We start from the raw sequence: 24,237 nt of genomic DNA, 5'->3' as shown, positions 1-24,237 counted from the left end.
TCTACCTTCGGTCGGATGAAGCCCTACACCGGCCCCGCCGCCCCCGGCCACTCCCCCGAGCCCCAACTCCCCGGCAGGAGCGGGCCTTCCGCCACCACCGAGGCCGATCCCCGCGACGTGGGGCCGGTACGCACCTCGTACGCGCCCGACAAGGACGGCGATCCCGATCCCGGCGAGATCGTCTGGACCTGGGTGCCCTATGAAGAGAACGACGGGCGCGGCAAGGACCGGCCGGTCCTCGTCGTGGCCCGTGAACCCGCCGGGTCGCTGCTCGCCGTGCAGCTCTCCAGCAAGCGGCACGACCGGGACCACGAGTGGGTGCCGATCGGGGTCGGGCCCTGGGACCGGCAGGGCCGTGAGTCGTGGGTGGATCTGGACCGGGTGCTGCGGATCCACGACAAGGGCATGCGGCGCGAGGCGTGCGCGCTCGACCGGGGGCGGTTCGACCGCGTCGTACGGCGGCTGCGGGAGCGTTACGGCTGGCGCTGAGCCGGTATGCGGGCACCGCCCGGACCAGCCTGGCCACCTGATCCGCCCGGGGCCTCCTCCGAGGCGTTCTCCGCGATGTCCTTCGCGACGTCCGCGAACGTACGACGGAATGCGGCCAGAGTGGCCGAATCAGCCGTCCGGTCGAGCACCGCGAAGACGACCTGGTCGAAGTGGCCCGCGAACCGGCCGCCTCCCCCGCCCGCTCCGGCCCCCTCCGGCGGCCCGACGAGCAACGCCCGGAAGGCGCCGGCCACCCGTGCCGGGTCGTTGCGGAAGACCCCGCACCCCCACGCCCCGAGCACGAGGCGCCGGTATCCGCCCGCCACCGCCACCTCCAGGACCCGCTCGGCGCGGGACGCGAGAGTGGCCGGAATTCGCCGGCTCTCCTCGGGCCGGTCGCGCGCGACGATCCCGGCGTTCGGCGCGGGCGAGGTGAGGAACCCGACGGTGAACGGGGCGCCGAGCAGCCGGCCCCGGTCGTCGCGGAAGACCGGCACGCCGGGCGAGTGGATCACGCGGTCGCTGTAGAACGGGCTGCGGTCCGCGCGGTGGTGCGCGTAGTACTCCGGGGCGCGCAGCAGGGTGACGTAGAGGGCGGAGGCCCGGCACAGTGCCTCTTCCTGGGCCTGTGCGCCGTTCAGGTAGCCGCCGCCCGGGTTACGTGCCGACGCGAAGTTCAGCACCGCCACGGGCCCCGGTGCGGCGGAGAGCGTCCGCCGGGCGGCCTGGAGGCTGCTCTCGCCTGTGACCTCGAAGGATGTCGTACGGGATGTGTCCGGGGCGACCGGCACGGGCTCCGGGCCGTACAGGCGCGTTCCCTCGGTCGCGGCTGTCAGCAGGGCCGTGAGGGACACCTGGCTGCCGTCCTCCGCGCGGTATCCGCCTGCCCCGACTATCTCCTCGGTGTGCTTCGCGATCTCCCGCAGCCGTGCGCTCATGCGAGGCATCCTGGTGGAGACGGCCCGAGCGGGGCAACCGGGTTTCCCACCCGCGGGGGCACTCTTGTGCGTATCGCCGGAAGTGGCTTTAGGTTGGACGAAGCGCCCCGCCCCGAACCCCGGGACGGGGTCCGGGCACGGTCTTCGACAGGAGGATCCGGCCATGTCGTCGGAGGAATTCGCAGCTGCGGGCCCGTCTCTCACCGAGGACGACGCCGAAGCGCTGCTGCGCGGCATATGTTTCAAGACAGGTCCGCCCCGCATCGTGGGTGTCGAACTGGAATGGCTCGTACACGATCTGTACGACCCCGAACTGCCCGTTCGGACCGAGCGTCTCGACAAGGCCTACGCCGGCCTTCGTGACGTGCCCCTGCGATCGGCGCTGACCTTCGAACCGGGCGGCCAGCTGGAACTCAGCTCGGCCCCCGCCTCCTCCCTGATGGAGTGTGTCGACTCCACAGCGGCGGACCTCGCCGCCGTACGCGGTGAACTGCGTACGGCCGGTCTCACGCTCACCGGCCTCGGACAGGATCCGTGGCACTCACCGGGCAGGCTCCTGAAGGAGCCGCGGTACGACGCGATGGAGACCTATCTCGACCGGATCGGCCCCTCGGGCCGCGCCATGATGCGTTCCTCCGCCTCCGTCCAGGTGTGCCTCGACGCGGGTACCGAGGAGCCGGGCCCTCTCGGGTACGGCAGGCGCTGGCAGCTCGCGCATCTGCTGGGCGCGGTGCTGGTGGCCGCGTTCGCCAACTCGCCCGTCCAGGCGCGCCGTGTCACCGGCTGGCGTTCCACCCGGCAGGCGCTGTGGACGGATCTCGATCCGGCCCGCACCAAGGCGCCCGACCTGCGGCGGGAGCCGCGGGCCGCGTGGGCGGCGTACGTACTGGACGCGCCGGTGATGTGTGTCCGGACGGCGGCCGGTCCCTGGGGCGTGCCCGAGGGGCTGACCTTCCGGAAGTGGATCCGGTCGGGGCTGCCCAGGCCGCCGGCCCGTGCCGACCTCGACTACCACATCTCCACCCTCTTCCCGCCGGTGCGCCCGCGCGGTCATCTGGAGCTGCGGATGATCGACGCCCAGCCGGGAACCGACGGCTGGCTGGTGCCGCTGGCGGTGACCACCGCGCTGTTCGACGACCCCGAGGCCGCCGAGACGGTGTACCGCACCGTGAAGACGCTCGCCGAGACGGCGGGCGCCCTGCCCGCGCCGGGCAATCCGCTCTGGCTCACGGCCGCCCGCGACGGGCTCACCGACCCCGAGCTGCACGCGGCGGCGGTGGCGTGCTTCGCCGTCGCGCTGGACGCGCTGCCCCGTACGGGTGCCACCAAGGCCGTGCAGAAGGCCGTCGCGGTCTTCAACGAGCGGTACGTCGTGCCGGGGCGCTGCCCCGCCGACGATATGAACGTCCCCGAAACCGGGAAGGAAATCCGCACATGACCGAGAACGCCGGGACACCGGCCGAAACGGCGGACGGGACCACCGAGGGGATACCCGTCGACGCGCTGCGGCGCCGGGCCTTCGACGCGCTGACCACCGCGCGCGAGCGCACCGCACTCCTCACCTCCTGCGTGGACGAGCCCGAACTGACCGCGCAGCACTCTCCGTTGATGTCCCCGCTGGTGTGGGACCTGGCCCATATCGGCAATCAGGAGGAGCAGTGGCTGCTCCGTACGGTCGGCGGCCGGGAGGCCGTCAGGCCGGAGATCGACTCGGTGTACGACGCCTTCGAGCATCCCCGGGCGCTGCGTCTCACGCTCCCGCTGCTCGCGCCCACGGAGGCGCGCGCGTACGCCTCGGAGATCCGGGGCCGGGTGCTGGACATCCTCGACAGCAGTCCGCTGCGCGGCGGTCCGCTGCTGGACGCGGGGTTCGCCTTCGGGATGATCGCGCAACACGAACAGCAGCACGACGAGACGATGCTGATCACCCATCAGCTGCGCCGGGGCCCCGCGGCGCTGACGGCGCCGGAGCCCCCGGCCCCCGATCCGGTGGACAGGGCGGAGCTGCCGCGTGAAGTCCTGATCCCGGCCGGGGAGTTCAGCATGGGCACCTCGGCGGAGCCGTGGGCGCTGGACAACGAACGGCCCGCGCACCACCGGCTGGTGCCCGCGTTCCACCTGGACACCGTGCCGGTGACCAACGGGGACTATCTGCGGTTCATCGAGGACGGCGGCTACACGGACGAGCGCTGGTGGGCCCCGGCCGGCTGGGACCAGATCCGTGAACACGGCATCGCCGCACCGCTGTTCTGGCGGCGGGAGGCGGGGCAGTGGACCCGCCGCCGCTTCGGCGTCGTGGAGCCCGTCCCCGTAGACGAGCCGGTGCTGCATGTCAGCTGGTACGAGGCGGACGCCTACGCCCGCTGGGCCGGGCGGCGGCTGCCGACCGAGGAGGAGTGGGAGAAGGCCGCCCGGCACGACCCGGCCACCGGCCGCTCGCGGCGCCACCCGTGGGGCGACGAGGACCCGACCCCCGAGCACGCCAACCTCGGCCAGCGCCATCTTCGGCCCGCGCCGGCGGGCAGCTATCCGAGGGGTGCTTCGCCGCTGGGCGTACGGCAGTTGATCGGTGACGTGTGGGAGTGGACGTCGAGCGACTTCCTGCCGTATCCCGGCTTCGTCGCCTTCCCCTACCGGGAGTACTCGGAGGTGTTCTTCGGCGGGGCGCACAAGGTGCTGCGCGGTGGCTCGTTCGCCGTGGACCAGGTGGCGTGCCGGGGCACCTTCCGCAACTGGGACCTGCCGGTGCGCCGGCAGATCTTCGCCGGGTTCCGTACCGCCCGTTCGGCCGGGGGCGCGTGATGTGCCGTCATATCGCCTATGTGGGACCACCGGTGGCGCTGCGCGAGGTGCTGATCGCACCCGAGTACGCGCTGTACCGGCAGTCGTGGGAGCCGCGCCGGCAGCGGCACGGGACGGTCAACGCGGATGGTTTCGGGGTCGGTTGGTACGCGGAGGGCGACCCGCTGCCCGCGCGCTACCGGCGCCCGGGGCCCATCTGGGGCGATCAGAGCATGGTCGATCTGGCCAGAGCGGTCAGGAGCACCGCGGTGCTCGCGGCCGTGCGGGACGCCACCGAGGCGGGCTCGGACGGGGAGGCCGCGGCGGCGCCGTTCGCCTCCGGGCCATGGCTCTTCAGCCACAACGGCGCCGTACGGGGCTGGCCGTCGAGCCTGGCACCGCTGGCCGCCGCCCTCACTTCCACCGAACTGCTGTCGCTGGACGCCCGGACCGACTCGGCGCTCGTGTGGGCGCTGGTGCTGCACCGGCTGCGGGAGGGCGACAGCATGGGCCAGGCCCTGGCCGACACGGTCCTTGAGGTGGCCGGGGCTGCGCCGGATTCGCGGCTGAACCTGCTGCTCACAGACGGTGCGACGGTCGCGGCGACCGCCTGGGGGGACACGCTCTGGTATCTCGCCGAGCCCGGCCGGAGCACGGTCGTCGCCTCGGAGCCGTACGACGACGATCCGCGCTGGAGCGAAGTCCCCGACCACACGCTGCTGGCGGCGACCCGCACCGACGTCCTGCTCACTCCCCTCAAGGAGCCCCCCTCGTGAGCCCCTACCAGCTGACCCGCACCCTGCCCGAGGACGCCACCGGCGCCGCCCTGCGCGCCGACGTGCTGCACGGGCTGACCCGAAGCCCCAAGTCGCTTCCGCCCAAGTGGTTCTACGACGCCAGGGGCAGCGAACTCTTCGAGGAGATCACCACGCTCGACGAGTACTACCCGACGCGCGCGGAGCGGGAGATCCTGCTCGCCCGCGCACCCGAGATCGCGGCGGCTACGGGGGCCCGCACACTGGTCGAGCTGGGGTCGGGGTCATCGGAGAAGACCCGGCATCTGCTCGACGAGCTGCCGGTGCCGCACGCCTACGTACCGGTCGACGTGAGCGAGAGCGCGCTCACCGGGGCCGCCGAGTCGCTGCTCGCCGAGCGGCCCGGCCTCCAGGTGCACGCGCTCATCGCCGACTTCACCAAGGAACTGGAGCTGCCGGACACGCCGGGGCCGCGACTGGTCGCGTTCCTCGGCGGCACGATCGGGAATCTGCTGCCCGACGAGCGCGCGGACTTCCTCGCGTCCGTGCGCGCGATGCTCGTGCCCGGCGACGCGCTACTCCTGGGGACGGACCTCGTCAAGGACGAGGCCGTACTGGTCAAGGCTTATGACGACGCGTCAGGTGTGACGGCCGCTTTCAACAAGAATGTGCTGGCCGTCGTCGACCGTGAGCTGGGAGCCGACTTCGACCCGGCGGACTTCGACCATGTGGCGCTCTGGGACAGCGATCAGCGGTGGATCGAGATGCGGCTCAGGGCACGTCGGGCCCTGACCGTGAAGATTCCCGAACTGGATCTGGTGGTCGCCTTCGCGGCCGGTGAGGAGATGCGTACGGAAGTGTCCGCGAAGTTCACCGAGGACACGGTCCGCACCGAACTGGCCGGTGCGGGAATGGAGTTGGCGCACTGGTGGACCGACGAGGCGGGACGGTTCGCGCTGTCGCTGGCCACGGCGGTGTGAGAAACAGCGGCGTGCGGGCCGGCGGTCCGGCCGCCACCGGCCCGGGTGTCCGTACTGACGGCACCGACCGCGCTGACGGCGCTCTGGGCGGCACGGGCCAGTGAGCGCCGGTCCGGGTGGCTCCCGGCGGGGATCAGGGGCAGTACCTCGATCTCCGCCGTGAGCCCGCGGGTCACCACCGCGCGCCACAGCGCGACCGCGAGCGGGTCGTCCCCGACGAAGGCGGCGGGACCCAGCGGCCGGTAGCCGATCCGGACGGGAAGGACTGCGGCACCCGCGTCCAGCGCGGCCTGGAACATCGCCGCGGTGAACCGCCCCTGGTCCCTTCCGCACCAGGTGCTGCCCTCGGGGAAGACGATCACCCGGGATCCCCCGCGCAGGGCGTCCTTGACGTCCCGTACGGTGCCCGGCAGCGCCCTGAGCCGGTCGCGCTCCACGAAGAGGGTGCCGCCGAGTGCCGCGACCAGGCCGAGGACGGGCCAGCGCCGGATGTCGCTCTTGGCCAGCAGCCGGCCGGGGAACAGGGTCGCGACGAGCGGGATGTCCAGCCAGGAGATGTGGTTGGCGACGACGAGCACCCCGCACGGCACTTCACCGGAAGCCGCGGGCGACAGCTCCGGCGGCGTCCCGCCGACCTCGGTCCGCACCCCGAAGAGCCGGATCACGGTACGTGTCCACCGCCGGGTCAGCCGGTCGCGTACCCGGGCGTTGAACAGCGCGGCGAAGGGGATGAGCAGGGTCCCGGCGATCACGGCGCCGAGACCGGCCGCCAGCCGCGCGGACGCGGGGACCGGCCCCCGGCGCGGGGCGTCCGGCAGCGGGGCGCAGAGCTGCGGGGTGCAGGGCGCCGTGGGCAGCCAGGCGCTCATCGCGCCGGGGCGAGCGAGAGGAAGTGCCGCAGATAGCGGGGGTTGGTGCGGCGCAGCGACAGCAGGACGTACAGGTCGGCCACCCCGAACTCCGGGTCGTGCGCGGGCGCGCCGCAGACCCAGGCGCCGAGCCGCAGGTAGCCGCGGAGCAGCGCGGGGAGTTCGGCCCGTGCGGCGGGCAGGGTCTCGCTGTCCGGGGTCCAGAGACGGTGCGGGGTGACCCAGTACTCCTCGGGCGCGAGGTTGCGGTCCTTGACCGTGCTCCAGGTCGCCGACGCGAGGGAGCCGCCGTCGTTCAGCGGGAGGGAGCAGCAGCCCGCCATCCAGTTGTGGCCGGTGCGGGTCATGTAGCGGGCGAGCCCGGCCCAGATGAGGGCGATGACGGCGCCGTTGCGGTGCAGGGGGTGGACACAGGAGCGGCCGACCTCGACGAGGTCGTCGCGTATGTGATCGAGCCTCTGGAGGTCGAACTCGCTCTCGGAGTACAGCTGTCCGGCGGCGCGGGCGCGGTCGGGCGGCAGCAGCCGGTACGTCCCCACGACCTCGCCGGTCTCGGCCTCGCGTACCAGCAGGTGGTCGCAGTAGGCGTCGAAGGCGTCACTGTCGAGGCCGGGCTCGGGCGCGTCGATCTGGGCACCCATCTCACCGGCGAAGACCATGTAGCGCAGGCGCTGGGCGGCGCGGATGTCTTCCTGGTCGCGGGCCAGGGAGACGAGATAGCGCTGGTCGGGGTCGGGCTCCGAGGCGGGGAGGGGGAGCTGCGGGGGTGCCGTGGGGAGGGAGGCGGGGACGACGGCGGGCGAGGCGGACATAGAGGTCTCCTGTGCCGGACAAAAGTAACGAGCGGTGGTGGGACGCCGCTGGTGCGGCGCCCCGGCACCTTGTTTCTTCCGTGACCGGCTGGATTCGACATGACAGCCTGGCGGAGCGGGGATGTGGGACGGCTGAATGGCCGGAACCAACGGGTAATGTGCTGGTAAAGCGGCCGTCCCGGAACGGGACCTCCGGGGCACCCTCCGAACCCCCGGGGGCGGTCCTGCCGACCCGGGTGGAGCGCCCCCGTACCCGAAATCTACCGCAGCGCCGCCGTGATCTCCTCGACGGCCGCCTGGGCGGCGGTCTTCGGGTCCTCACCCTGGAGGACAGCCGTCATGTACGGCTTGATCGGGTTGTCCAGCTCGACATTGGCCCACTTCGGGGAGTTGGGCGTGGCCCGCCCCTGTGCGGCGCCCGCGGCCATCGCGGCCGTCGCCTCCTGGCCCTCGATGACGCCCGCGAGGGTCGTCTTGTTCGGCACGTAGCTCATGGTCCTGGCGAGATCCGTCTGCCACTTCTCGCCGGCCAGCGCCTTGACCACCTCGACGGCGGCGGACCGGTGGGAGGAGTTCTTGGGGACGATGAGGTCGGAGCCGCCGGTGAAGACGGAGCCGGGCGTCCCGGAGTTCTTGCCGGGGATCGGGAAGAAGCCGAGCTTGCCCTTGAGGTCGGGGTTCTTCTCCTCGATCTGGACGGCGGAGTTGGGGGTGTCGATCATCTGCGCGATGTCGCCCCTGGCGAACTCGCCTTCCTGCACGGGAGTCACCTCGTCGGAGTCCTTGGGACCGTCGCCGAGCGCCTGCAACTCCTTGTAGAACTTCATGCCGTTGATGGCCTCGGGGGTGTCGAGCCGGCCCTCCCACTCGCCGCCCGACTCGACCGCGAGCTCGCCGCCCTCGTCCCAGATGAAGCCGGCGAGGGTGTACCAGTCCTGGCCGGCCAGATAGATCCCCTGCTGGGCCCCCTTGTCGAGTTCGGCGGTGATGTCCAGCCACTCCTCGCGGGTCTTGGGCGGCGCATCGATACCGGCCTCGGCGAAGAGCTCCTTGTTGTAGATGACGACCCGGTTGGCCGCGTACCAAGGGATGCCGAACTGGGAGCCGTTGATGCTGCCGGGCTCGGCGAGGCCCGGCAGCCACTCCTCACTTCCCAGGTCGCGTACGGACTCCAGGGTGAGGTCGCGCAGACCGTCGCTCTCCGCGTACTGGGCGACCTGGGTGTTGCCGACCTCGATGATGTCCGGCGGCGAGTCGTCGCCCTCCAGCACGGCCATCACCTTCTTGCCGATCCCGGTCCACTCCTGGATCTCCACCTCCAGCCGGACCGAGGGGTTCTCCTCCTCGTACGCCTCGGTGAACCGCTCCAGGAACGCGGTGGAGACGCTGTCCTTCATGAGCCAGACGGTGATGACCTTCTCGTCGTCACCGGGGAGCATTCCGCATCCCGCGAGGGCGAGGGAGGACACGAGAACGGCGGAGCCGACAAGGAAGCGTTTATTCACGTAGGTCACCTTCTGGCGTGCGGGCACGTAAGAGAGAAACCCGACGTGGGGGAAGCAGAAGTGCTCGCACGGGCATTCGGCGATTTTGGTATGGACCAGGTAACCGGTCAAGCCCCGCGCTGCCGCCCGGGACCCCTACCTCCCCCTTCTCCTGCCGCGCGCCGCGCCCGATGGTGGGGCACGGTGGAGTGAGACCCGCGACCGCGCGGAGAGGAGAACGGCCCCATGAGCAACCACACCTACCGGGTCACCGAGATCTACGGCTCCTCGGAGACGGGCGTCGACGAGGCCATCCGTAACGGAATCGACCGGGCGTCCCAGACCCTCCGGGAGCTGGACTGGTTCGAGGTGACACAGATCCGCGGGCATATCGCCGGAGGACGGATCCAGCACTACCAGGTCGGGCTCAAGGTCGGCTTCCGACTGGAGGACGGCGAGACCGAGGGCTGACGGACCGCACCGCGGCCGGGCGCGGACCGCACCACGGCCGGGCGGCCCAGGCGGGCCCCACACCCGCCTCAGGTGCGCCCCTCGCGCTCCTGGCCGTCCTTCAGCGCCTGCGACGTGGTCGCCCAGCGGGCGCGTACGACCTTGAATCCCGCGCGTTCCACCGCGTCGCACACCATCTCGTCGTCGTCCACGAGCATGCGGATCTCCCGGCCCGCGGCCAGCTTGCCCAGCCGCTCCACCTTGGTCGTGCGCGCCGGTCTCCGGTCGTCGTCGCGGCGCATGAACAGCCGGCCGCCGGGGAGACCGTTCGCCCCCAGCCACGCGAGGGTGTCCTTGCGGCAGCGTTCGGGACGGCCCGTCAGATAGACGACCTCGCACTCCTCGGCGCTCGCCAGAACCAGCGCCACGCCCTCGGCGAGCGGTGTGTCGTCCCCCGCCGCGCCGAAGAAGCCGCTCCAGTCCTTCGGCCTGCGCTCCAGGAAGTGCTGGCGGTGCGCGGTCTCCGCGAGCGTCCCGTCCAGATCGAATACCGCCAGTGGTCTGCTGTTGTCCGTCACACGGCCAGCCTAGAGAGATGCCGGGGAATCCTCACGCGCCGGTGGTGTTGAAGCAGACGTGAGCTCAACGATCGCCGGCATCCCGTTCTCCGTACTCGACCGCTCCCGCACCCGGGATGGCCGGGCCGCCCCGGAGGCGCTGCGCGACACCGTGCGCCTCGCCCAGCGGCTGGAGGCGCTCGGCTACCACCGCTTCTGGGTCTCCGAACACCACAGCGTGCCCGGCGTCGCCGGCTCGGCGCCCACGGTCCTGGCGGCGGCCGTCGCCGCCGCGACCTCCACGATCCGTGTCGGTACGGGCGGGGTGATGCTCCCGAACCACCGGCCGCTGGTCGTGGCCGAGCAGTTCGGGGTGCTGGAGTCGCTGTTTCCCGGGCGGATCGATATGGGGCTTGGCCGGTCCGTGGGATTCACCGACGGGATACGCCGGGCGCTCGGCGCGGGCAAGCAGGACGTCAAGGACCCGCAGGACTTCGCCGGAGGCATCGAGGAGTTCCTGGGCTGGTTCACCGGCGACCAGGACCGCTATCCGCAGGTGCACGCCCTGCCCGCCGAGGGCCTGCGCCCGCGGCCGTTCGTCCTGGCGATGGGCGAGGGCGCCGACATCGCGGCGGCGGCCGGTCTGCCCATGGTCGTCGGCGATCTGCGCGGCCGGGACCGCATGCTGCGGGCGGTCGAGCGCTACCGCGAAGGCTTCCGCCCCTCGGCCTGGGCGGACCGCCCGTATGTCGTCGTCTCCGGTACGGCCGCGGTCGCCGCGACCGAGGAGGATGCGCGCCGGCTGCTGATGCCCGAGGCCTGGTCCATGGCCCACTCCCGGACCCGCGGCGTGTTCCCCCCGCTCGCGCCCGCCGCGCGGATCGAGACGCTGACGATGACCGCCAAGGAGCGGGAGTTCTACGAGTCGGGGCTGCGCGGCCATGTCCAGGGCACCGAGGAACAGGTCGCGGACGCCCTGGAGTCGGTGATCAAGGAGACGGACGCCGACGAGGTGCTGCTGACGAACAGTACGTACGACCGCGACGCCCTCCTGGACTCCTTCACCCGCCTGGCGAGGGTCGCGGGACTCCCCCGGGTCCCTGTCCCCGATCCGCGCGCGGATTCCGCGCGTTGAGGCGTGGCGACGCCCTACCGCGCCACCTTGCGCGTCGCCCGCAGCCACTCCTTGTTCATCGCCGTGATCGACGGCAGCGGGATGCCCTTCGGGCAGGCCGTCGCGCACTCGCCGGTCAGCGTGCAGCCGCCGAAGCCCTCCTCGTCCATGGTGGCGACCATGTCCAGCACGCGGGTCTCGCGCTCGGGCGCGCCCTGGGGCAGCACGTTGAGGTGGTTGACCTTGGCGGAGGTGAAGAGCATCGCCGAGCCGTTGGGGCACGCGGCCACGCACGCGCCGCAGCCGATGCACTCGGCGTGCTCGAACGCGAAGTCGGCGTCGGCCTTGGGCACGGGCGTGGCGTGGGCCTCGGGGGCGGAGCCGGTGGGGGCGCTGATGTAGCCGCCGGACCCGATGATCCGGTCGAACGCCGACCGGTCCACGACCAGGTCCTTGACCACGGGGAAAGCGCCGGCCCGCCACGGCTCGACATCGATCGTGTCACCGTCGGAGAAGGTCCGCATATGGAGCTGGCAGGTGGTGGTGCGTTCGGGGCCGTGGGCATCGCCGTTGATGACGACACCGCACGCGCCGCAGATGCCTTCGCGGCAGTCGTGGTCGAACGCGACGGGGTCGTCACCGGTGAGGATCAGCTGCTCGTTGAGCGAGTCGAGCATCTCCAGGAACGACATGTCCTCGGAGATGCCGTCGATGTCGTACGTGACCATGGCGCCGGTGGCGTCGGCGGCGCTCTGCCGCCAGACGCGCAGGGTGAGCCTCATGCGTAGCTCCGCTGGGTGGGGTGGACGTACTCGAAGACGAGGTCTTCCTTGTGCAGGACGGGCGCGGTGCCGGCCTCGGTGAACTGCCAGGCCGCCGCGTACGAGAAGGCGTCGTCGTGCCGTTCCGCCTCGCCGCCCTCGGTCTGGGACTCCTCGCGGAAGTGGCCGCCGCAGGACTCGGCGCGGTGCAGCGCGTCGAGGCACATCAGCTCGGCGAGTTCCAGGTAGTCGACGATGCGGTTGGCCTTCTCCAGCGACTGGTTGAGCTCCTCGCCGGTGCCGGGCACCTTGATCCGGCGCCAGAACTCCTCGCGGATCTGCGGGATTCGGTCCAGCGCCTTGCGCAGTCCGATCTCGCTGCGGGCCATCCCGCAGTGTTCCCAGAGCAGTTCGCCGATCTCCCGGTGGAAGGAGTCGGGGGTGCGGTCGCCGTCGACGGCGAGCAGCAGCCGCAGCCGGTCCTCGGTCTCGGCGACGGCTTCGGCGACCGCCGGGTGACTGTCGTCCACGATGTCCTGGTGCGGGTTGCGGGCCAGGTAGTCGTTGATGGTGGACGGCAGGACGAAGTAGCCGTCGGCGAGGCCCTGCATGAGGGCGGACGCGCCGAGCCGGTTGGCGCCGTGGTCGGAGAAGTTGGCCTCGCCGATCGCGAACAGCCCCGGGACGGTGGTCTGGAGGTCGTAGTCGACCCAGAGTCCGCCCATCGTGTAGTGGATCGCCGGGTAGATGCGCATCGGCACCTGGTACGGGTCCTCGGCGGTGATGCGCTCGTACATCTCGAAGAGGTTGCCGTACTTCTCCTCGACCGCCTTGCGGCCGAGCCGGCGGATCGCGTCGGCGAAGTCGAGGTAGACGCCCTGGCCGCCGGGGCCGACACCGCGGCCTTCGTCGCAGACGTTCTTGGCGGCGCGCGACGCGATGTCGCGCGGGACGAGGTTGCCGAAGGAGGGGTAGATCCGCTCCAGGTAGTAGTCGCGCTCGTCCTCGGGGATCTCGGCGGGCGGGCGGGTGTCGCCGTGGGCCTTCGGCACCCAGATGCGGCCGTCGTTGCGCAGCGACTCGCTCATCAGCGTGAGTTTGGACTGGTGGTCGCCGGAGCGCGGGATGCAGGTGGGGTGGATCTGGGTGAAGCAGGGGTTGGCGAAGTACGCGCCTCGCCGGTGCGCGCGCCAGATGGCGGTGGCGTTGCTGTTCTTGGCGTTGGTCGAGAGGTAGAAGACATTGCCGTAGCCGCCGGACGCGAGGACGACGGCGTCGGCGAAGTACGTGGACACCTTGCCGGAGATCAGGTCGCGGGCGACGATGCCGCGGGCCCGGCCGTCGACGACGATCAGGTCGAGCATCTCGGTGCGCGGGTGCATCTCGACGGTGCCGGCCGCGATCTGCCGGGACAGCGCCTGGTAGGCCCCGAGGAGCAGTTGCTGACCGGTCTGGCCGCGGGCGTAGAAGGTGCGGGAGACCTGGACGCCGCCGAACGAGCGGGTGTCGAGGAGACCGCCGTACTCACGGGCGAAGGGCACACCCTGGGCGACGCACTGGTCGATGATCTCGACGGAGATCTGGGCGAGCCGGTGGACGTTGGACTCCCGGGCCCTGAAGTCGCCGCCCTTGACGGTGTCGTAGAAGAGGCGGTGGATGGAGTCGCCGTCGTTGCGGTAGTTCTTCGCGGCGTTGATACCGCCCTGGGCGGCGATGGAGTGGGCGCGGCGCGGCGAGTCCTGGTAGCAGAACTGGACGACGTGGTAGCCCTGTTCGGCCAGCGTGGCGCCGGCGGCGCCGCCGGCGAGCCCGGTGCCGACGACGATGACGGTGTGCTTGCGGCGGTTGGCCGGGTTGACCAGCTTGGCCTCGAAGCGGCGGGTGTCCCAGCGCTCGGCGACGGGCCCGCCGGGGGCCTTGGTGTCGGCGACGGGTTCGCCGGTGGAGTAGTCGGTGTACGTGGCGGGGAGTGTGTCGTCCATGTCAGCTCACGACTCCGGTCATGACGGCTACGGGCAGGGAGATGAAGCCGGCGGTCAGCACCAGCGCGAGGCCGTTGGCCATGATCTTCAGCAGGCGGTCGCGGGTCGCGCTGCCCATGCCGAGGGTCTGCGCGGCGCTCCAGAAGCCGTGCCGGACGTGCAGTCCGAGGGCGAGCATCGCGGTGATGTAGATGACGTTGCCGTACCAGGTGGAGAAGGTCGCGACGACGTTCTCGTACGGATGGCCCGGCTGGGCGTTCTCGTTGACGGTGAGGGTCGTGAGGTCGAGCAGGTGCCAGACGATGAACAGCGCCAGGATGATGCCGCCCCAGCGCATGGTGCGCGTGGCGTAGCTGGCGCGGCGGCGCTTGTGCACGTAGGAGGTGGGGCGGGCGGCGATGTCGCGGCGGCTGAGCTGGTAGGCGCAGACACCGTGCAGGATCACGGCGGCGAGCAGCACCACGCGGACGATCCACAGGGCCCACTCGTGGTGCAGGACCGGCGCGCCCATGGTGCGCAGCCAGTGTCCGTACTCGTTGAACTCGCCGGGGCCGAAGAAGATCTTCAGATTGCCCAGCAGATGCGCGACGAGATAGCCGAGCAGGATCAGGCCGCTGACGGCCATGACGGCCTTCTTGCCGACCGTGGATCCCCAGAGGGTGCTGAGCACCGATGGCCGTTTGCCGGGTCGCCCGCCGCCCGGCTCACCGGCCTTCCGGTCCGCCCGCTTGTCCGTACGTGTTGCCAGAGCCATGTCACGCACGGTAGGGCCGCGCCTGCCAAGAGGTCCAAGACATGGTTCGGCTCATGTCCATAGCCCCTGCCTATCGCAGGTCTATGCTGGGTACATGCAGTTCCAGCAGCTCGTCTACTTCGTCGCCGTCGCGGAGACCCTGCACTTCACCCGGGCCGCCGAGCGCGTGCATGTCTCACAGCCGTCGCTCTCCCAGCAGATCCGGGCGCTGGAGAAGGAGTTGGGCGCCGAGCTGTTCGGCCGGGCGCGGGGCAATGTCGCGCTCACCGACGCGGGCGAGGCCCTGCTGCCGACGGCGCGGCGCATCCTCGCCGACGCGGAGACCGCGCGCCACGAGGTGCAGGAACTGGTCCAGCTGCGGCGCGGCCGGGTGCGGCTCGGCGCGCCGCCGAGCCTGTGCACCGGGCTGCTGCCGGAGGTCCTGCGCGACTTCCACGATCAGCACCCGGGCATCGAGCTGCTGATCGAGGAGAGCGGCTCGCACGATCTCGTACGCGAACTGGCGCGCGGCGCCCTGGACTTCGCCCTGGTGGCACTCCCGCTGCCGACGCCCTCACCGGCTCTGACGACGGTCGAGCTGCTGCACGAGGACCTGGTGGTGGTCTCGTCGGCGGCGGTGCCCGGACCGCGCCGGCCGGTCCGGATCTCCGACCTCCAGCGGGAGCAGCTGGTGATGTTCCGGCACGGCTACGACCTGCGGGAGCTGACCGTCGCCGCGTGCCGGGCCGAGGGTTTCGAGCCGACGTTCACCGTCGAGGGCGGCGAGATGGACGCCGTCCTGGGGTTCGTACGGGCCGGACTCGGGGTGGCGGTGGTGCCGAGCATGGTCGCCGAGCAGGCGGGGCGCGATCTGCGGGTGACGCCGCTGGCGCCGCCGGGACTGCGCCGTACGATCGCGCTCGCCCACCGCAGCGACGTCCCGCCGCCGCGCGCCGCGCGGGAGCTCCAGCGGGTGCTGTTCAGCACGCGCGCCCAGGGCGGTTCGAGCCGTTCGAGCCGCGCGGGCACCGGCCGCGGAGCCGAGGGCGGCATGCGACGCGCGTAGCTGAGCGCGTGGCCGGTGCCCAGCCACGCGCTCAGTACGACATCAGACCGCGTCGGCCAGCGACAGGGTGTGCAGCATCTCCGGCGGACCCGGACGCGCGTAGTACCAGCCCTGCGCCGTGTCGCAGCCGAGCATCCGCAAGTGCTCCGCCTGTGTCCCGGTCTCCACGCCCTCCACCGTCACGGCCAGCTCCAGGCTGTGCGCCAGGGAGACGATCCCCTCGACGATCTTGAGGTCGACGGGGTCGGCGGGGTGCTGCTGCATTCCCTGGGTGAACGAGCGGTCCAGTTTGAGCACGCTCACCGGCAGCCGCCGCAGATTCGCCAGGTTCGAGTAGCCGGTGCCGAAGTCGTCCAGCGCGATGTCGACGCCCATCTCGGCGAGTTGCCGCAGCGGCTTGAGCAGATCCTCGTCCGCGCCGATCAGCGCGGACTCGGTGACTTCCAGACAGAGCGAGCCCGGTTCGAGACCGACCCGTTCCAGCACATCCACCGTGTCGGCGACGAGGCCGGGGTGGTGCAACTGGGCGGGCGAGAGGTTCACGTTGATCCGCAGCGGGCCCGCGAAGGTGCCGGCCGCCAGCTCCTCCTGCCAGGCGCGGGCCTGGCGTACGGACTGTTCCAGCACCCAGCGTCCGAGCGGCACGATCAGCCCGGTGTGTTCGGCGAGCGGGATGAAGCGGTCCGGGCCGAGCACCCCGTGCGTCGGGTGGCTCCAGCGCACCAGCGCCTCGGCGCCGTGCACCGTGCCGTCGGCGAGATGGACCAGCGGCTGGTACTCGATGAAAAACTCGCCGCGCTCCAGCGCGGTCGGCAGCGACGTGGTGAGACCGTGCCGGGTGATGGCGCGGGCATCGGCCTCGGCGTCGGCGTGCTCGAACCGGTTGCCGCCCGCCGACTTGGCCCGGTACATGGTGATGTCGGCGCTGCGGAGCACCTCGGCGGCGCTGAACGCGCCCGCCTCGCCCTCGACTATGCCGATACTGCCCCGGACGGTGAACTCGCGGCCGTCCAGGCTGATCGGGGTGGCGAGCACGCCGAGTATGCGCGACGCGAGGTCATTCACCTCGCGCTGGGTGTCGGGTCCGGTGGTCAGCGCCACGAACTCGTCGCCGCCGAGCCTGGCGACCATCTCGCCGGGGGCCGTGGCGCAGCTCTGGAGGCGGTCCGCGACCTCGACCAGCATCCGGTCGCCCGCGGAGTGGCCGAGGCTGTCGTTGATGGCCTTGAAGCCGTCGAGATCGAGGTAGCAGAGGCCGAAGCGGGCCGGCGGGCGGGTTTCCTGGGCGGTTTCCCTCGGAGTCGCGTCGGCGCTGTCGCGGGAGCCGGTCTCCGGCGGTGCCTCCGCGCCGTCCCTGGCTGCGTCTTTGGCGTCCTTGGCGTCCTTGGCGTCCTTGGCGTTGGCGTCCCTGGCCGTGTCCCTCGCGGGGGCCAGCGCCTTCTCCAGACGCTCGAAGAACAGCGTCCTGTTCGGCAGTCCGGTGAGGGCGTCGTGCGTCGCCTCGTAGCGCAGCCGCAGATTGAGCAGCCGTCGCTCGGTGGTGTCCTCCAGCAGCACCAACTGGTACTGCGGCACTCCGTCGACGTCCCGGAGCAGCGAGACCGTCAGATTGGTCCACAGGACCGTGCCGTCGTTACGGAAGAACGGCTTCTCCGTACGGAGGTTCTCGCGTTCGCCGCGTATCAGCTCACCGTGCATCCGCCAGACCTGCGGGACGTCGTCGGGGTGCACCCACTCGCTGATGTTCCTGCTGCGCACATGGTGTTCCAGGCCGCCGAACATCTGGGTGAGGGTGTCGTTGACCTCCAGCACATGTCCGTCGAGATCGGCGATGCCGATCCCGATCGCCGCGCCCTCGAACACCGCGCGGAACCGGGCCTCCGTGGCGTGCAGCGCGTCCTCGGCGGCGCCGCGCGCCGCGAGCGCGGAGCGGGCGATGGCCTCCTGCTCGGCCAGGGTGCGCTCGCGCAGCGCCAGGGCGTACCCGGCGGCGAGCGCGTGCTGGAGCCGGGCGCAGCGCGCCCGCAGTTCCTCAGCGGCGAGGTCGTCGGCCGGACCGGCCGCCGCGCCGCAGTACAGCACCAGATAGGCGTCGACGACCCCGAGGGAGCGCGCGAGCGCCTCCGGGTCCGTGCAGTGCGCGGCCACCAGATCCGCCCCCACGCCGGACGCCGGCGTGGCGTCGAAGATCTTGTGGTGCAGAGCGTCCCTCAACCGGCGTGCCAGGGGCAGCAGATGGTGTTCGAACTCGGGCCGGGTCAGTGACGTGGCCGTCGCCGGGAAGATCGCGCGGCTCCAGATCGTCGCGAAGCGCCTGAGCCGGTCCTCCACTCCGTCCGGTTCCGCCTCGGCGTCCGGGACCTCCGCCGGCGCCATCACGCCTTGCGTCCCACTCCGGCGAAGCCCGTCAGCGCGTACGGGTCCTCCTGGCCGTCCGGGCTCTCGGGCCGCCACTTCCCCATGGGCACCAGACCGGGCTCGACGAACTCGTAGCCGTCGAAGAACCCGGCGATCTCGTCGCGTGTGCGCATGACCAGCGGGTTGCGGACTTCCTGGTAGACACCGACCATCCCGGCGATCTGTTCCTGGGGCAGCGGTATGCCGGCGTGGGCGGCGTGGCACACGGCTATGACGCTGCCGGGGGCGAGGGCCTCGCTCAGCTCGGTCACGGCCGCGACGGGTTTGTCCTCGTCCTCAAGGAAGTGCAGGACGGAGATCAGCAGAAGGCCGACCGGCCGGTCCAGATCGAGGAGTTCCCGGACCTCGGGGCTGTCGAGGATCTGCCTGGGTCTGCGGAGATCGGCCGCCACGATGCCGGCCTTGTCGTTGCCTTCGAGGACCGCCCTGCTGTGCGCGACGGCGACCGGGTCGTGGTCGACGTACACCACCCTGGCGTCGGGGTCGGCGGCCTGGGCCACCTCGTGCACATTGCCGAACGTGGGAATGCCGGAGCCGATGTCGAGGAACTGGGTCACGCCCTCGCCAATGGCGAATCGGACGACACGGCGCATGAACGCCCGGTTCGCCTGCATGATCTTGGGCAGTCCCGGCATGAACCGCATTGCCTTACGGGCCGCTTCCCTGTCCACTTCGAAATTGTGCGAACCGCCCAGATAGTAGTCGTACATACGGGAAACGCTCGGCACCGATATGTCGATGCCTTGCGGTGCCCAGGCGGGACGCTCCATCGAGATCTCCAACAAGTCGCCACGGTGAACGGCCCTGTACATGGCCGGTGTTCGAGCCGAGGCTACTGATCGCCCGCCAAGAGAGCGAGCCGAAACGGAAATTAGCGGTCCGTTCTCGGTCACACCTGAACCCGGCACACAAGCGGTCCGCTGTCACACACGGGTGCGTGACAGCGGACCGATCGGCCGGAGGCGCGACGTGGGGACTACTTGGGCGCTCCGACCAGCTTGGAGTCGGGAGCGACGGCGTACCAGGTGCCGCCGACGCCCTGACCATTGGTGTCACCGGGCTTGGCGTCCCCGGCGAAGGTGTAGATGGGCCAGCAGTCGATGGTCTGCTGCTTGATTCCGTCGGGCCGGTCGAACGTCACGAAGCCCTTCTTGATGATGCCTTCGGTGTCGTTCTTGTCCACCGGAGCGACTACCGGCCACTTTTCGAGGCAGGCGCCCGTGCACGCCGTCTTCATGGGCCACGCACTGTCCTTCTTGAACCGATATACCGTCATACCCTTGGAGTCGACCACGATTTCGCCGAGCTTGGGATCCTTTCGCACGGACAGTCCGGCGAGATCGGCCTCACTGCCGCCGGCCGCTTCCCCGCCGCCAGCTCCGGGAGCGGCCTTCTTTCCGTCGGGAGCGGAGGCGAACCAAGTACCGCCCACACCCTGCCCGTTGGCGTCACCGGGATTGGTGTCCTTGGCGTAGCGGTACATCGGCCAGCCGCCGAGGGTCAGTTGCTTGGTGCCGTCGGCGCGGGTGACCTCACCGATCTTCGAGGCGTCGGTGCCCGCTGCGGCCTTGACGTCACCGGCGGCGACGACCGGCCACGCCTTCTCGCACTCGCCCGCACAGTTCGACTTCGGGGGCTCGGCGGTGTCGTTGTCGAACCGGTAGAGCGTGAAGCCCTCGCTGTCGGTGACGACCTCGCCGAGTTCCTTGCTGTCCCAGACGGCGAGTTGGCCGGCCGTCTTGGGCTCGGCCGCCGACTCGTCGCCGTAGCCGCTGTCCGAGCCGTAACCGGCGTCGGCGGGTGCGGCGGCGCCGACGGCCTCACCGTTGGGGCTCTCACCCTTCTCCTGACCGCACGCCGTCGTCAGGGCCAGGACGGCCACCGCGGTCACCGCGAGCGAGGCGTTCCGCCAGGTGTTCATGTCAACTCCCGTAGTTCGTAAGCCAGTTGGGGCGCCAGGCCGCGCCGTTCATGGTCCTAAGTACGCACGGGAGGGTGAGGAGCGTTCAACGCCTCTCAAAGAATCTTCAGAAAGAAACCTGGCGAGCCCCGAATCCCCCCGATCAGGGGAATCAGACGCCTTTTCGGCACGGTGTGGGGCGCGTTGACCGATGCTGCCGCCGTGTACCGATCATTCACCGTGCGGATCCTGGCCGTCACCGGACTCGTCTGCATACTCAGCGCGCCCGTCCCCGCCGTCGCAGCCGTCTGCGTCTCGGCCTGGGCCGGGCCTGGCGGCGCGGGCGCGGTCGTCGTCATCGGCGACGGGCCCTGCTGGCCCGAACCGCCGCCGTCACCGCCACCGCCATCACCGCCACCGTCGCCCGAACCTCCGCCCGAGCCGTCGCCGCCTCCGCCGCCGGCTCCCGAGCCCCCGCCGGAGCCCTCGACACCGCCCAGGTCCGAACCGGAGCCGGCACCCGAGCCCGAACCGCCGGTGGCCGCCGAGCCCGCGCCCGTACCGCCGCCGCCCTCGCCGCCGCCGGTGCGGCCCGCGGTCGCGCCGCCCACCCCGCCGCCGCCCGTCACACCCTCGCCGCCCGCGCCGTCACCGTCGCGGTCGGCGCGGAAGGCCGACCCGCCGGAGGTCCGGGTCCTGCCCGCGTACAAGTCGCCGGTCCGCGAGCGGCCGTCGAACGGCACCTCGGTCGTGATGCTCATGCTCCTGCTCACGGCACCGGCGGTGCTCGCCGCCGCCATCCTTCGCCCCCGTTCCCGCTAGTTGACGGAGACCCATGTCGGAATGGCTTGTCCTGACCATCGCCATGGCCGCGGCCTGCGCGGTCGTCGTGGCCATCGTCCTCATCAACAACCGCCGGGTGCCGGCCGACGACGATCCCTCGGAGAGCCCTGACGTCCTCGAATACATGACGATGATGATCGGCGTGGTCTACGCGATCGTGCTCGGTCTGGCCATCGCGGGCGTCTGGGAGGCGCGCGGCGGCGCCCAGGAGTCCGTACGCCAGGAGGCGCAGGCCCTGCACGAGGTGCAGGCGCGGTCCGAGGTCTACCCGGCCGAGGTCCGCGACCGGATCCGGGGCGACGTCGACGCGTATGTCTCGTACGTGGTCGACACCGAGTGGCCCTACATGTCGGAGCACGAGAGTCTCAGCGAGGAGGGAACGGCGCTGCTGGAGCGGGTACGGCGGAGCGTCACCGACTACGTGCCCGCCGACGACCACGAGGCACAGGCCTACCAGCCGCTGGTCGACCAGGTGGCGGCGGCCGACGACGCGAGAGGCGCCAGAGGGGAGAACGCGGGGGCGACCATGCCGGGGGTCGTCTGGTTCGGCCTCATCATCGGCGCGGTCGTGACCGTGGGGCTGATCTTCACGCTCCAGATCCGGCGCAGTTGGCGGGAGCTGCTGCTCGCGGGGCTGTTCAGCGCCCTGATCGCCTTCCTGCTCTTCCTGATCTGGGACTTCGACGCGCCGTACGGCCGGGGCATCTCGGCCACGGCGGGCCCGTTCACCGATCTGTTCCCGCACATCCGTATGTAGGGCCGGTCCCCCTCGGTGGCCGGACGGGATCGCGGCAGCGGCCCGTCCGGCCACCGGGCCGTGCGATGCGGTGCCATGCCACGTCGTGCCTGCCGTGCCGAGGGCGGAACACGGGGGCTCTTTCCGTCCGTCGGCGACCCACGCGGACCAGTCGGGTGACGAGACAACCCGTTCGCCCGACTGAGATCGCGGCTGCCGTAGGGCACTCCTAGCGTGCCGGGTATCGAGGTGCATTTCCCGCCAGCCGCGGAAATCAGTTCCGCACTGCCCCTCGGAGACCGGAGGATTGTCCATGCGCGCGATACGTGCCGCGTCCGCCGCTCTACTGGGAGCGGCCGCACTCGCACTCACCACGCCCGCCACGGCCATGGCCGCGCCTGCGGCCCCCACCCCGTTCGGCTTCGCCGTCACGCCTTCGGTGATCGCCGCCGGCGGCCAGGTGACCCTCACGGTCACCAACTGCAGCAGCACCGCCACCGCCGAGTCCGGGGTCTTCGACGACACCCCCATCCCCTCCGGAGGATCGGCGCGGGCCTCCATCTTCTGGGACGCCAAGCCCGGAGCGATGTACGAGGTGACCTTCACCTGCAACGGTCAGCAGGGCACCACGGACCTGACCATCTCGGGCGGCACCCCGTCGCCCACGCCGACCCGTACGTCGACCGCCACCCCGACCCGGACACCGAGCCCGGTCACGACCCGCACCGCGACCACCAGTTCCACGGCGATCGCGCCTCCCGGCGGTGTCCGCGGCGGACTCGGCGGCAGCTTCATCGGCATGAACGCCACCGAGCTGGCCCTCGGCACCGGCCTGGTCGCCGCGGCGGCGGCGGGCACCGTCGTGGTCATGCGCCGCCGCTCGGCGAGCCGCGACCACTGACCTCGCACCGTCGGCCCGCCCTCCCCGTCCGTCCGGGAAGCGCGGAAGGCATGGGGAGCGCGGAGAGCCCGGAGAGCGGGTCCAACGCCCGTCGCCCCAAGTCCTGTCCGGGACTTGGGGCGACCGGCATCCGCCGTACGGAGGCCCGGCCGGTCAGACGAGCGCGTTGCTCGTACGTCGGCGGCGGGCGATGAAGACCGTGCCGCCGACCGCGGCGGACGCGACCAGACCGGCACCGACGGCCATCTCGGTCGAGCTCGGGCCGATGGAGCCGCCGAGGCCGCCTTGCGCGCCCTGTCCGGCCAGCACCCGGAAGCGGTGGGTCGCGATGCGGCTGTTGTCGCTGCACTTGACGGAGAGGTTGTAGTCGCCCGGCGTCGCGTGGTTGTGGATCCGGGCCGTGGCCGTCGAGTGCCCCGAGGAGTTCACCGAGAGGTGCGTCTTGGGGAAGGCGTTGGACGTGACGGTACCGCCGTGGCCGCAGCCGTCGACGGTGATGCGCAACGTACCGCCCTGGTGAACGGCGAACGGGTTGACGGTGATGTTTGTCGGACCGTTGGTGGCCCCGGCCAGCGGGGCGGAGAGCGCCACGGCGGCGCAGGCCGCGGCAGTCACCATGAGAGCGCGTGAAGCACGCATCGTTGAGCCTCCAGCGGAAGACGCCCCAAAGCGGTGCTCCGGGAAATTCGACGAGTACGCCCTCCATGACGAACCATCACCGGACAGCACTTTCGACGCATTTCGGCACTGGTCCACACCGGTGAGGCGACACGCCGACAGAGCTTGGCCGGAGCTGACGGACCCGCAGGTCACAGAGCGTCAGAGGTTTTTTGTGTGACGAGTACTCGAATGGGCCAGCCGAGTCGGCGCGGACGGCCGCACCACCCATTCGCCCTCCAGTTCTCGCCGACCCGGACTTGCGCGCTTAGCGTGCGTAGCAGGCGCCCACGAAGGGAGAAACATGGGCCTGGACTACGGCGGCTACGGCGGCTCGGAGCGGAGGAGACGCTCGCCCTGGGGCCTTCTGGCTCTGGTCATGCTCTCCGGTATCGCACTGATGCGGAACGGGGCCGATGTCTCCCTCGGCCCTCCGCAGCCTGCCTCGGCCGCGGCCCTGGACACCCGGCATGAGGCGGTGACCCAGCCCGAGACCGTCCCCATCGTGAAGCCGCTGCCGTACTCCCCCATGTCCCACGTGACCATTCCGTCGATCAAGGTCGACGCCCCGGTGATGGACGTCGGGCTCGACCCGGAGGGCTGGATCGCCGCCCCGCCGCCCCAGGACGCCAACATGGCGGGCTGGTACCAGAACGGCGTCGCCCCGGGCCAGCGCGGCACCTCGGTGGTCGTGGGCCATGTCGACAACCAGGCGGGGCCCGCGGTCTTCTACGGCCTCGGCTCGCTGAGCAAGGGCGAGCACATCGAGGTGACCCGCTTCGACGAGCGGGTGGCGGTGTTCGAGATCTACGGCGTGGAGGTCTTCTCCAAGGACGACTTCCCCGGGGCCCGGGTGTACGGCGATACGGGCCACGCCGAACTGCGCGTGATCACCTGCGGCGGCGGCTACTCCAAGGCGGGCGGTTACGACGGCAACGTCGTGGTCTTCGCCCGTCTCGTGGAGACCCGCTGAGCGCGCCTACCGGCCGCGGTACGGCGGTGGTGGGTGTG

General features: G+C 71.1%; 23 protein-coding genes and 1 pseudogene. 11 read left to right on the top strand and 13 right to left on the bottom strand.

The window, feature by feature from the left end; genetic code table 11:
* The first annotated feature begins 15 nt into the window (after window positions 1-15).
* Window positions 16-489, top strand: a complete 474-nt coding sequence (locus ACFWV8_RS03375; protein ID WP_384197546.1) for a type II toxin-antitoxin system PemK/MazF family toxin — start codon at window positions 16-18, stop codon at window positions 487-489.
* Here the strand turns inward: ACFWV8_RS03375 and ACFWV8_RS03370 are convergent.
* Window positions 474-1,427: a TIGR02452 family protein gene (locus tag ACFWV8_RS03370; RefSeq protein ID WP_384197545.1), complete on the bottom strand. Its 954-nt coding sequence runs from the start codon at window positions 1,425-1,427 to the stop codon at window positions 474-476. The genes ACFWV8_RS03375 and ACFWV8_RS03370 overlap by 16 nt on opposite strands.
* 163 nt (window positions 1,428-1,590) lie before the next feature.
* Between ACFWV8_RS03370 and egtA the strand changes: the two genes are divergently transcribed.
* From egtA to egtD, 4 genes are read left to right on the top strand one after another with little or no spacing between them, the layout of a single operon-like run.
* Window positions 1,591-2,865 (top strand): ergothioneine biosynthesis glutamate--cysteine ligase EgtA, encoded by a 1,275-nt coding sequence (egtA, locus tag ACFWV8_RS03365; RefSeq protein WP_384197543.1) that lies wholly within the window; start codon window positions 1,591-1,593, stop codon window positions 2,863-2,865.
* A complete protein-coding gene (gene egtB, locus ACFWV8_RS03360) occupies window positions 2,862-4,229 on the top strand; it encodes an ergothioneine biosynthesis protein EgtB (RefSeq protein ID WP_384197541.1) in 1,368 nt (455 codons plus the stop codon). Before egtA ends, egtB begins: the two co-directional genes overlap by 4 nt.
* Window positions 4,229-4,984, top strand: a complete 756-nt coding sequence (gene egtC / locus ACFWV8_RS03355) for an ergothioneine biosynthesis protein EgtC (RefSeq protein WP_384197539.1) — start codon at window positions 4,229-4,231, stop codon at window positions 4,982-4,984. Before egtB ends, egtC begins: the two co-directional genes overlap by 1 nt.
* Complete coding sequence (gene egtD / locus ACFWV8_RS03350) at window positions 4,981-5,943, top strand: L-histidine N(alpha)-methyltransferase (protein WP_384197538.1); 963 nt, start codon at window positions 4,981-4,983, stop codon at window positions 5,941-5,943. The genes egtC and egtD overlap by 4 nt, the downstream gene beginning before the upstream one ends.
* A 260-nt stretch (window positions 5,944-6,203) precedes the next feature.
* On the opposite strand, the pseudogene ACFWV8_RS03345 reads toward egtD, so the two are convergent.
* The 3 genes and pseudogenes from ACFWV8_RS03345 to ACFWV8_RS03335 form a co-directional block, all read right to left on the bottom strand.
* A pseudogene (locus ACFWV8_RS03345) lies at window positions 6,204-6,812 on the bottom strand (lysophospholipid acyltransferase family protein); the annotation flags it as partial.
* Complete coding sequence (locus tag ACFWV8_RS03340) at window positions 6,809-7,624, bottom strand: GNAT family N-acetyltransferase (RefSeq protein WP_384197536.1); 816 nt, start codon at window positions 7,622-7,624, stop codon at window positions 6,809-6,811. The pseudogene ACFWV8_RS03345 and the gene ACFWV8_RS03340, both read right to left, overlap by 4 nt.
* A 260-nt stretch (window positions 7,625-7,884) precedes the next feature.
* The gene (locus tag ACFWV8_RS03335) at window positions 7,885-9,129 is read right to left on the bottom strand and encodes an extracellular solute-binding protein (RefSeq protein ID WP_384197535.1); all 1,245 of its coding nucleotides are present in this window, start codon (window positions 9,127-9,129) and stop codon (window positions 7,885-7,887) included.
* A 225-nt stretch (window positions 9,130-9,354) separates the two neighbouring features.
* Here ACFWV8_RS03335 and ACFWV8_RS03330 point away from each other — a divergent pair, with 225 nt between their 5' ends.
* Window positions 9,355-9,579 carry a dodecin gene (locus ACFWV8_RS03330; RefSeq protein WP_384197533.1) on the top strand — a complete coding sequence of 75 codons (225 nt, stop codon included), beginning with the start codon at window positions 9,355-9,357 and terminating at the stop codon, window positions 9,577-9,579.
* Between the two features lie 68 nt (window positions 9,580-9,647).
* Here ACFWV8_RS03330 and ACFWV8_RS03325 read toward each other — a convergent pair whose 3' ends face one another.
* On the bottom strand, window positions 9,648-10,136 hold the full coding sequence (locus tag ACFWV8_RS03325; RefSeq protein WP_384197531.1) for a hypothetical protein: 489 nt from the start codon (window positions 10,134-10,136) through the stop codon (window positions 9,648-9,650).
* 58 nt (window positions 10,137-10,194) lie between these two features.
* On the opposite strand from ACFWV8_RS03325, the gene ACFWV8_RS03320 reads away from it, so the two are divergent.
* Window positions 10,195-11,250: an MsnO8 family LLM class oxidoreductase gene (locus ACFWV8_RS03320; RefSeq protein WP_384197530.1), complete on the top strand. Its 1,056-nt coding sequence runs from the start codon at window positions 10,195-10,197 to the stop codon at window positions 11,248-11,250.
* Between the two features lie 14 nt (window positions 11,251-11,264).
* Here ACFWV8_RS03320 and ACFWV8_RS03315 read toward each other — a convergent pair whose 3' ends face one another.
* From ACFWV8_RS03315 to ACFWV8_RS03305, 3 genes are read right to left on the bottom strand one after another with little or no spacing between them, the layout of a single operon-like run.
* On the bottom strand, window positions 11,265-12,011 hold the full coding sequence (locus ACFWV8_RS03315) for a succinate dehydrogenase/fumarate reductase iron-sulfur subunit (protein WP_329378236.1): 747 nt from the start codon (window positions 12,009-12,011) through the stop codon (window positions 11,265-11,267).
* Entirely contained in the window at window positions 12,008-13,972 is a 1,965-nt protein-coding gene (locus ACFWV8_RS03310) for a fumarate reductase/succinate dehydrogenase flavoprotein subunit (protein ID WP_384197529.1), read from the bottom strand. Before ACFWV8_RS03310 ends, ACFWV8_RS03315 begins: the two co-directional genes overlap by 4 nt.
* 1 nt (window position 13,973) lies before the next feature.
* Window positions 13,974-14,726, bottom strand: coding sequence for a succinate dehydrogenase cytochrome b subunit (locus tag ACFWV8_RS03305; RefSeq protein ID WP_384197527.1), 753 nt, complete (start codon window positions 14,724-14,726; stop codon window positions 13,974-13,976).
* Between the two features lie 94 nt (window positions 14,727-14,820).
* Here ACFWV8_RS03305 and ACFWV8_RS03300 point away from each other — a divergent pair, with 94 nt between their 5' ends.
* Window positions 14,821-15,771 carry a LysR family transcriptional regulator gene (locus ACFWV8_RS03300; protein ID WP_384197525.1) on the top strand — a complete coding sequence of 317 codons (951 nt, stop codon included), beginning with the start codon at window positions 14,821-14,823 and terminating at the stop codon, window positions 15,769-15,771.
* 42 nt (window positions 15,772-15,813) lie between these two features.
* On the opposite strand, the gene ACFWV8_RS03295 is transcribed toward ACFWV8_RS03300, so the two are convergent.
* The 4 genes from ACFWV8_RS03295 to ACFWV8_RS03280 form a co-directional block, all read right to left on the bottom strand.
* A complete protein-coding gene (locus ACFWV8_RS03295) occupies window positions 15,814-18,150 on the bottom strand; it encodes a putative bifunctional diguanylate cyclase/phosphodiesterase (protein WP_384197523.1) in 2,337 nt (778 codons plus the stop codon).
* Window positions 18,147-18,959, bottom strand: coding sequence for an SAM-dependent methyltransferase (locus ACFWV8_RS03290; protein WP_384197798.1), 813 nt, complete (start codon window positions 18,957-18,959; stop codon window positions 18,147-18,149). Before ACFWV8_RS03290 ends, ACFWV8_RS03295 begins: the two co-directional genes overlap by 4 nt.
* 206 nt (window positions 18,960-19,165) lie before the next feature.
* A complete protein-coding gene (locus ACFWV8_RS03285; protein ID WP_384197521.1) occupies window positions 19,166-20,110 on the bottom strand; it encodes an SCO0930 family lipoprotein in 945 nt (314 codons plus the stop codon).
* Window positions 20,111-20,205: 95 nt separating this feature from the next.
* Window positions 20,206-20,850, bottom strand: a complete 645-nt coding sequence (locus ACFWV8_RS03280; RefSeq protein ID WP_384197520.1) for a hypothetical protein — start codon at window positions 20,848-20,850, stop codon at window positions 20,206-20,208.
* Between the two features lie 74 nt (window positions 20,851-20,924).
* Here ACFWV8_RS03280 and ACFWV8_RS03275 point away from each other — a divergent pair, with 74 nt between their 5' ends.
* Both ACFWV8_RS03275 and ACFWV8_RS03270 read left to right on the top strand, forming a co-directional pair.
* Window positions 20,925-21,689: a hypothetical protein gene (locus ACFWV8_RS03275; RefSeq protein ID WP_384197518.1), complete on the top strand. Its 765-nt coding sequence runs from the start codon at window positions 20,925-20,927 to the stop codon at window positions 21,687-21,689.
* Between the two features lie 292 nt (window positions 21,690-21,981).
* Window positions 21,982-22,569 (top strand): hypothetical protein, encoded by a 588-nt coding sequence (locus ACFWV8_RS03270; RefSeq protein WP_384197516.1) that lies wholly within the window; start codon window positions 21,982-21,984, stop codon window positions 22,567-22,569.
* 153 nt (window positions 22,570-22,722) lie between these two features.
* On the opposite strand, the gene ACFWV8_RS03265 is transcribed toward ACFWV8_RS03270, so the two are convergent.
* A complete protein-coding gene (locus ACFWV8_RS03265; RefSeq protein ID WP_384197514.1) occupies window positions 22,723-23,208 on the bottom strand; it encodes a hypothetical protein in 486 nt (161 codons plus the stop codon).
* A 322-nt stretch (window positions 23,209-23,530) separates the two neighbouring features.
* Here ACFWV8_RS03265 and ACFWV8_RS03260 point away from each other — a divergent pair, with 322 nt between their 5' ends.
* A complete protein-coding gene (locus ACFWV8_RS03260) occupies window positions 23,531-24,199 on the top strand; it encodes a class F sortase (protein WP_384197512.1) in 669 nt (222 codons plus the stop codon).
* Window positions 24,200-24,237 lie beyond the last annotated feature (38 nt).

It is taken from the genome of Streptomyces sp. NPDC058665 (genome assembly GCF_042714995.1).
In the GTDB taxonomy this organism is placed as follows: Bacteria; Actinomycetota; Actinomycetes; order Streptomycetales; family Streptomycetaceae; genus Streptomyces.
Note: the sequence above shows the minus strand (reverse complement) of the source record. Positions and strands in the feature narration are given on the sequence as shown.